The 338-nt window shown below is 65.4% G+C and carries 1 protein-coding gene; it reads left to right on the top strand.

Going from position 1 to position 338, the window contains the following annotated elements; genetic code table 11:
* Window positions 1-18: 18 nt before the first annotated feature.
* Window positions 19-228 (top strand): ribonucleotide reductase N-terminal alpha domain-containing protein, encoded by a 210-nt coding sequence (locus tag EN845_RS34225; protein ID WP_281041057.1) that lies wholly within the window; start codon window positions 19-21, stop codon window positions 226-228.
* The last annotated feature ends 110 nt before the right edge of the window (window positions 229-338 follow it).

Below are 338 nucleotides of genomic sequence, written 5' to 3'. Positions count from 1 at the left end.
CTGTAGGCCACGCGCTACCTGGCCAGCGACAGCAGCCGCGAAGTCTACGAACTGCCGCAGGAGCGCTGGCTGACCATCGCGCTGTATCTCATGCAGGAAGAGAAGCCGCGCGAGCGGCGCATGCAGCTGGTCGGCGAGGCGTACTGGGCATTGTCCAACCTGTACATGACGGTGGCCACGCCGACCCTGGCCAACGCCGGCAAGGTGGGCGGCCAGCTGTCCAGCTGATTCATCGATACGGTGGACGACAGCCTGCAGGGCATCTATGACTCCAACACCGATATCGCCCCCGTGTCCAAGCACGGCGGCGGCGTAGGTGCCTACCTGGGCTACGTGCG

This window comes from Mesorhizobium sp. M8A.F.Ca.ET.202.01.1.1 (assembly GCF_004791595.1).
In the GTDB taxonomy this organism is placed as follows: Bacteria; Pseudomonadota; Alphaproteobacteria; order Rhizobiales; family Rhizobiaceae; genus Mesorhizobium.
This window is presented reverse-complemented; position numbering and strand designations above follow the sequence as displayed.